Origin of the sequence: Kribbella sp. (assembly GCF_035687465.1) — a bacterium.
GTDB lineage: Bacteria > Actinomycetota > Actinomycetes > Propionibacteriales > Kribbellaceae > Kribbella.
On sequence record NZ_DASRXP010000619.1, the window covers coordinates 1 to 6,308 of the forward strand.

The 6,308-nt window shown below is 62.0% G+C and carries 9 protein-coding genes; 7 read left to right on the forward strand and 2 right to left on the reverse strand.

The window, feature by feature from the left end:
- Together VFG33_RS32780 and VFG33_RS32785 are read right to left on the reverse strand one after the other, a co-directional pair.
- Positions 1-682, reverse strand: a 682-nt coding sequence (locus VFG33_RS32780; protein WP_325056876.1) for an inositol monophosphatase family protein, incomplete at its 3' end; no start/stop codon positions are given.
- Positions 683-698: 16 nt separating this feature from the next.
- Positions 699-1,772, reverse strand: a complete 1,074-nt coding sequence (locus VFG33_RS32785; protein ID WP_325056877.1) for a hypothetical protein — start codon at positions 1,770-1,772, stop codon at positions 699-701.
- Between the two features lie 209 nt (positions 1,773-1,981).
- On the opposite strand from VFG33_RS32785, the gene VFG33_RS32790 reads away from it, so the two are divergent.
- The 7 genes from VFG33_RS32790 to VFG33_RS32820 form a co-directional block, all read left to right on the forward strand.
- On the forward strand, positions 1,982-2,206 hold the full coding sequence (locus VFG33_RS32790; protein ID WP_325056878.1) for a hypothetical protein: 225 nt from the start codon (positions 1,982-1,984) through the stop codon (positions 2,204-2,206).
- 100 nt (positions 2,207-2,306) lie between these two features.
- Positions 2,307-2,741, forward strand: coding sequence for a hypothetical protein (locus VFG33_RS32795; RefSeq protein ID WP_325056879.1), 435 nt, complete (start codon positions 2,307-2,309; stop codon positions 2,739-2,741).
- A 65-nt stretch (positions 2,742-2,806) separates the two neighbouring features.
- On the forward strand, positions 2,807-4,123 hold the full coding sequence (gene amcB, locus VFG33_RS32800; RefSeq protein ID WP_325056880.1) for a cyclophane-forming radical SAM peptide maturase AmcB: 1,317 nt from the start codon (positions 2,807-2,809) through the stop codon (positions 4,121-4,123).
- Positions 4,120-4,320, forward strand: a complete 201-nt coding sequence (locus tag VFG33_RS32805) for a hypothetical protein (protein ID WP_325056881.1) — start codon at positions 4,120-4,122, stop codon at positions 4,318-4,320. Before amcB ends, VFG33_RS32805 begins: the two co-directional genes overlap by 4 nt.
- 35 nt (positions 4,321-4,355) lie before the next feature.
- On the forward strand, positions 4,356-5,030 hold the full coding sequence (locus tag VFG33_RS32810) for a pentapeptide repeat-containing protein (RefSeq protein ID WP_325056882.1): 675 nt from the start codon (positions 4,356-4,358) through the stop codon (positions 5,028-5,030).
- On the forward strand, positions 5,027-5,851 hold the full coding sequence (locus tag VFG33_RS32815; protein ID WP_325056883.1) for a hypothetical protein: 825 nt from the start codon (positions 5,027-5,029) through the stop codon (positions 5,849-5,851). Before VFG33_RS32810 ends, VFG33_RS32815 begins: the two co-directional genes overlap by 4 nt.
- Positions 5,852-5,958: 107 nt before the next feature.
- A partial coding sequence (locus VFG33_RS32820; RefSeq protein ID WP_325056884.1) for a glycosyltransferase occupies positions 5,959-6,308 on the forward strand: 350 nt, incomplete at its 3' end.

The following is a 6,308-nucleotide window of genomic DNA, read 5'->3' on the forward strand; positions in this document are numbered from 1 at the left end:
TGGCGACATGGCACAGGCTGATTGAGCCGAACCCCACCCCGATCCGTCCACGTTTGCGGCCGTCATCCGATGGCTGATCGAGCGCTTCCAGCAGGGCAGTCTGGCTCGCAAGTGGAGTGAATCGCTCCACTGGACGCATGAGGTAATTCGTGATCAGAGCCTGATTCAGCCTAGGCGACTTAGGTGCCTCGATGGTCTTCTGCAACCCGCCGGCGGTCACGACGAACGCCTGGTCAGAACCTTCCTCGGTCCGCACCGCGCCGTAGAGCTGAATCTCGTGGAAAATATCGCCGACAACAGCAACGACCGGACGGGATACCGCGCGAGAATAGATCACTATGTGGGTGTATCCGTGGATTGCCCGCACGGCCAGCTCACTCGTGTCCAGGGGGTCCACCAGGACGACGAGATCGGGATCCTTGGATTCGCCGATGAGCTCGGGATCACCCTCTTCGGAGGTGTACCAGAAAGAGGGAAAGACTTCCTGCAGAAGCTCTCGATAGCGCTGATGCATCCAGACGTCATGTTTGGATAAGAAATTGTCCTCATGGCGATCATTCTTCTGTTCGCCTTGGTGGCCGGACAACGCTGCATCGATCAGCCTGGGGCGTACTTCCGCGATGACGGTCTGGACCACCGTCGCGACCTGCCTTGCAAGCTGCGGCAGAACGGGTTCGATCACGTGCAGGCCCCTATCGTTAGCGAAGTTCCAAGGGTGGCTCGATGCCCGGTGGGCTCATGGTAGCCGCGATGAAGACCGCTTCAAATTTGGCCGCGGCCATGATCCTGCCGCCGGTGAGATCATCGAAATCTTTGGCTACCAGCTCATCAGCATGCACCATCGCTCCAAATACCGCGAAGTACAGCTCCGCTCGCGGATATCGGTCACGAATATCGCGAACGATAACTCCGATGACATCCGCATGCTTTACTTCGAAGTCACACAGCACGATGGTCGGATTTTCCCTGGTCCCAGGGAAGAAAGACGCCGGATCGAGACTGATCTGGTCGCGAACCTTATTGCAACGGAGATATCCGATGGCACACCTATTGAATTGCGCTGAGGAAAGAAAGGTCGCCATCACCAGGCCGGCCTCATTGATTCCGAAGACTACGTCGACGTCGAGCCGCCGCCCCAGGTTCTTGATCTGATGCTTGAGCCGCTCGACACCCCGACCGAATGTCTCCCAACTGAGGTCAAGGAGGCGACCACGTTCAGGGTTCGGCAGAGTGAAGGGGCTGATGACTGGGTTCCCGTACTCGACCGTGGGCACGGTCATCTCGAAGTCTCGGCCGATCTGCCCACCCGGTAAGGCGAAGGACTGCGCTGCCCGGTGCGAGCTTGAATGGGTCGCCTCGGTGGAACCTTCGCCCCTCTCGCCTACCGGCCTTACGATTGCCGCTTGGCCAGTTGCAATGAGGACGGCCAGCGTTTCCATCGCACGGTCCGAGTGACGACGCACCGTCTTGCTGGCACACCTCATCGCCACGGCGAGCGACTCTTGCCGCTCGGTCAGCGTCGGGAAGCTGTGTTCGGCAGCGAGGTTGAGGTCGACCTCGGCATAAATACGCTCATGGGGAGTCATCTCACTGACGTGTAGACGTAGACGCCCTACCAGGTCGACAATTTCGTCCGCGCTGCGCAGTTCATCGTCGCGTCCCGTCAAGTGATGACGCAGGTCCGCGTCGACTCGTAGCACCGAGCTCGGATGCGCAAGGCCCGGTCCTTGGCGAAGGCGTTTGAGTTCCTGCTTCGTCAGCTCGACTGTCACCCCACGCTGGCTCATGTGTCCAGATTATGTCCAGCGACTCTCCGAGTGTCCACCAACACGGTCAGTCATTGGGATAGTTCGCGTTCCGCCTGGCGGTCAGGCTGGTGACCAAAGGCGCCGGCCGCTCAGCGTGATTCTTCCTCACATTCTTGTGGTTGCCGCGTTGGTACCTGGACTCATCAACGACCTTGACAAGAGGGGAACGTGCTGTGACTGCCGCAATCGCCGGTTCAAAGCTTCACCTCGTACGGGTGTGGTTCGGGCGGCATGTTATTGCCAGCTACAAGGCGGACCCTGAGGCCGCCGCGCAGTACGCGGCGGCGATGGAACGCCGGTACTGCGGTTTGCGGGTCACCGACGAACCGATGCCGACACCTGTCCCGGAGTTGCGCCGGATGCCGTGCGAACGACTCTGGGACCTCCCGCCCCACTGACCGGTCAGGGCGGGCGCCATTCCACTGTCCCGCGCCCTGATCTTCCAAAGAATCCAGCAGGCCGTCCTCGCCTCACAACGGAAGCCGAAACCTCAAGACCATGGACCCTGACCACGCACGACCACCGGCACTCGGGTTCGTCCTGAAGAACCTGCTCATGACCGACGACGAGCTCGACGACGCGACAGAACGGCTCGCCTCCTTCGCCGAGCAGGAAGGCTTCATGCTGAGGACGATCTACCTGGAGGAGTGCGCCTCGTCGCCGACCGCGTTCGAGGCGCTGGTCGCGAACATCAATGCCGACGCGATCACCGCGGTAGTGATCCCGAGCCTGCTGCATCTCGCCGCTCTCAGCGCCGGAACGGACATGAAGAACACCTTCGAACGCGCCACCGGCGCCCGCGTACTAGTCGCGAGTGCAGTACTCCCTGATCTGGCGGAACCGGCGTCGATCCTCCGTCGTCGTCACAGCCGACGAGGGCGGGATAGGCCTTCCGCCCCGATGCCGGTTCCGTCACTAGACGTCCCTGTCTGAGCTCCCCGACCCCTGTATCCCCTGGCGGCTCAGACAGGGACCCAAAGACCGGCTGGCGCGGCGCGGTGAGCGAGGCCGCTCTGCGTCAGCCGTTCCAAATCTCCGCCGCCAGTACCACAGCACGATTCCCGCTTGGCGTCGCTGAGCGGGCAAGAACGATCGCGAAGCTCAAACGAGAAGGACGGTGCGTAAATGAGCAAGCAGGCCTTTCGGGTCAGTCGTGTGCTGCACGGGTGGGGACTGAGATGACGGCGGAAGTGATGTCGGTGGATCGACCGTGGATTGCCGCGGAGCCGACGGCACTCATCCTTCAACCAACAACGCTGTGCAATCTGGACTGCTCGTACTGCTATCTGCCGGCGCGGAAGCTGAAGCGCGACATGACCCCTGAGGTCGCCCAGGCGATCGCGGCCGGCATCCCCGAGGACTGGCCGACCTCGGGCACGCTCGAGGTCGTCTGGCACGGCGGTGAACCCCTGACCATCGGAACCGCGGCGATGCGGCAACTCTTCGCCCCGTTTGAACAGCTACGCCGGGCGGGCCGGATCATGCATGTGATCCAGACCAACGCCACGCTGATCACCAACGAATGGTGCGACCTGTTCGAAGAGTTCGAGGTATCCGTCGGGCTCAGCATCGACGGGCCGCCAGAGAGGACCACGAACCGAGTGGACTGGCGAGGTATGCCCGCCTTCGATCGCATCGTCGCCGGTATCTCTGAGATCAACAAGCGGGGCATCGACTTCACAGTCATCGCCGTCGTAGACCAGCAGAACAGCGGCAACGCGGTCGAGATCCTGGAGTTCCTCGCCGTGCTGGGGTGCCCGTACGTTGGCATCAACATGGAGGAGAAGGAGGGATCGAACACTCACAACGGAACGCCGGCCTTCGACCAGGCCCGCCGGTTCTGGCGTGACGTCTTCATCTGGAGCAACACCAACCCGCACCTGAAGGTGCGCGAGGTTGAGCACCTGCTCGAGTACCTGGCGCTGTCTCCAAAGGCACGCGCGGCGGACGTGCAGCATGACTCCATCCCAACCATCGGATGGAACGGCGACACGGTACTGCTGTCACCCGAACTACTGGGTGCTCGCAGCGAGAAGTATCACGACTTCGTCGCCGGGAATATCCTTGTCGACTCGCTGCCAGTGATCATCGTCCGGGCCGCGGAACTCGCCTACGTGCAGGAGTTCCAACAGGGCATCGAGCGGTGCAAAGCAAGCTGTGACTTCTTCGCCCACTGCCAGGGTTCGCATGCCGGGAACAGATTCTTTGAGCACGGCAACTTTCTCGCTACCGAGACCGAGCACTGTCGAACCTCAACCCAAGCTGTCGTTCTTGCACTCCATGACATCCATTCCGAGAGGAGCATCGCGGTATGACAATCCTTGAGCAACTGGCCACCACCGATGACGCCTACATCGCCGACATGATCGAGGCCCGGCGCGAGTCGGCACCTGAGCATGAAGTGCCTGACCGCACACTGGTGGGGTGGAACAACAAGCCAGGCTGGGACAACTGGGCGCAGAAGCCGAAGCCGTTCAAGAAGAAGCGGGTCTACTTCGGTCAGAAGAACTAGTCACCTTCCCGCTGTCATCCTGATGATCGGTATCGATGGAGATTGAAGAGTACGGACTTGCGAAGGTGCTGAAACCACACGTCGACGATGCCGAGCTACGCCAAGTCGAGAGTTTGGACGGCGATGGGTCGCTGACCGACTTCGACTACACCGACAAGGCTGTCCGCCATCTCGCGGTGGAAGAACAGACCTTGCTGGGCGGTCGGATGACGAAGATCGAGGCTGAGCGCGTGACCTTCGATCAGGTGAGCCTCCAGTCTGTGTTGATCGAAAACTGCGTGCTGTCGTCGAGCGACTGGATGGACTGCGCACTGTCCCGGGTGGTGTTCCGCAACAGCAAGATCCTCGGTGCCAACTTCGTTGAGAACAAGTGGGCGAGCGTGGTCTTTCAGAACTGCCGGATCGAGTTCGCAACCTTCGACTCGGTTCAAGCGAGTGCCCCGGTAGTCTTCGTCGATACTCGATTCAAGGACGTCACCTTCCGGCGGTCAGAGTTTCCGGGAGGTCATATGGCGCGCTGCACGCTGGACAACGTTGAGTTCGACGGCGGCACCTATACAGACTTCGACTTCCGAGGCAACGACCTGTCCACCATCCGCGGGGCCGGCTACCTCAACGGCATCTTGATCGAGCCTGTGCAACGGCAAGAGATCGCGGAGGCCCTCGTGTCCGAACTCGATCTGCGCTACCCCGACCGGGACGACCAGTGACCGACAACGACCAACGGCGACGCGACTGGATGGAAGGCCACCTGGACTGGGCCGCTCAGGAGCTTGGCGTGGAACGGGTGGGCACACCAGTTCACACGTCACGCTTCCACTCGGTCGGCTGCCGAGCCCTCGACGCAAGCGAGGACGCCTGGCTCCGGGTGGTTTACGACGACCCCGAGTGGGGCGACGGCGACTACTTGGGCAACAACGTGGCCGCCAACGATATCCAAGGCGTTCCGAAGCCCACGGTCAAACGGTGGAGCGAATGGGAAGACAACGGCCGCAGGATGCGCGGCGAGGTCAGCACCTTCGTCGCCGACGCAGCCATTTCAACCGGTATGACGCTCGCTGCCGAACCAGCCCTTTCCGAGCAGTGGATCACCGATCTCGACCAAGCCCTACAGGCGCTGTCGACACACCCTGTTCCTGATAGCGGTGTGGACGCGAGCTCCGTGAACGACGGCATCAGGGCCTTCTTCGGTATCGACGTTGATATCGCTTCGGTGCGGTGGACGGCGGCACATTGCGATCTCCACTGGGGAAACCTCACGGCCCCGCGACTCGTCATCCTCGACTGGGAGACGTGGGGCCGGGCGCCGGCTGGGTACGACGCTGCCAGCCTGCTGTGTGCAACGCTGACGTACCCGGACAGCGCCCGACGAATCCGCCATGCTCTCGCGAAGTTCCTGGAGACGCCCAGTGGACGCATAGCAGTACTTGCCGCAGCTGTACGGTTCCTCCGGTTTGCCGACGGTGGAGAGCTGACCGACCTCGCCCTGCCAGTTAGGCGCTACGCGCTGGAGATCATCGACCAGCTGTGAATGAAGCCGACGTGGCGAGGGACGGCGCGTGGCCATCTGTTCAGCGATCGTCAGCCGGGAGCCGCGACTCGGGCACTTTGGCGGGGCTGGACGGCTATTGTCGGCTCATGAAGGTCGCGATTCTGACGCGGGAGTTTCCTCCGGATGTGTACGGCGGGGCGGGGGTGCATGTGGACTTCCTGGTCCGGGAGTTGCGGCGCCTGGTCGAGGTGGACGTGCACTGCATGGGTGAACCACGGCTCGGCGCGACGGCGCATTCCGAGGACGACCCGCGGATGCCGGAGGCGAATGCGGCGTTGCGGATCCTGTCCACGGACCTGACCATGACGGCCGCGGTGGGTGAATCCGAGCTGGTGCACTCGCACACCTGGTACGCGAACATGGCCGGCCACTGGGCAAAGCTCTTGTACGACATACCGCACGTGGTGACCGCGCACTCGCTCGAGCCACGCCGGCC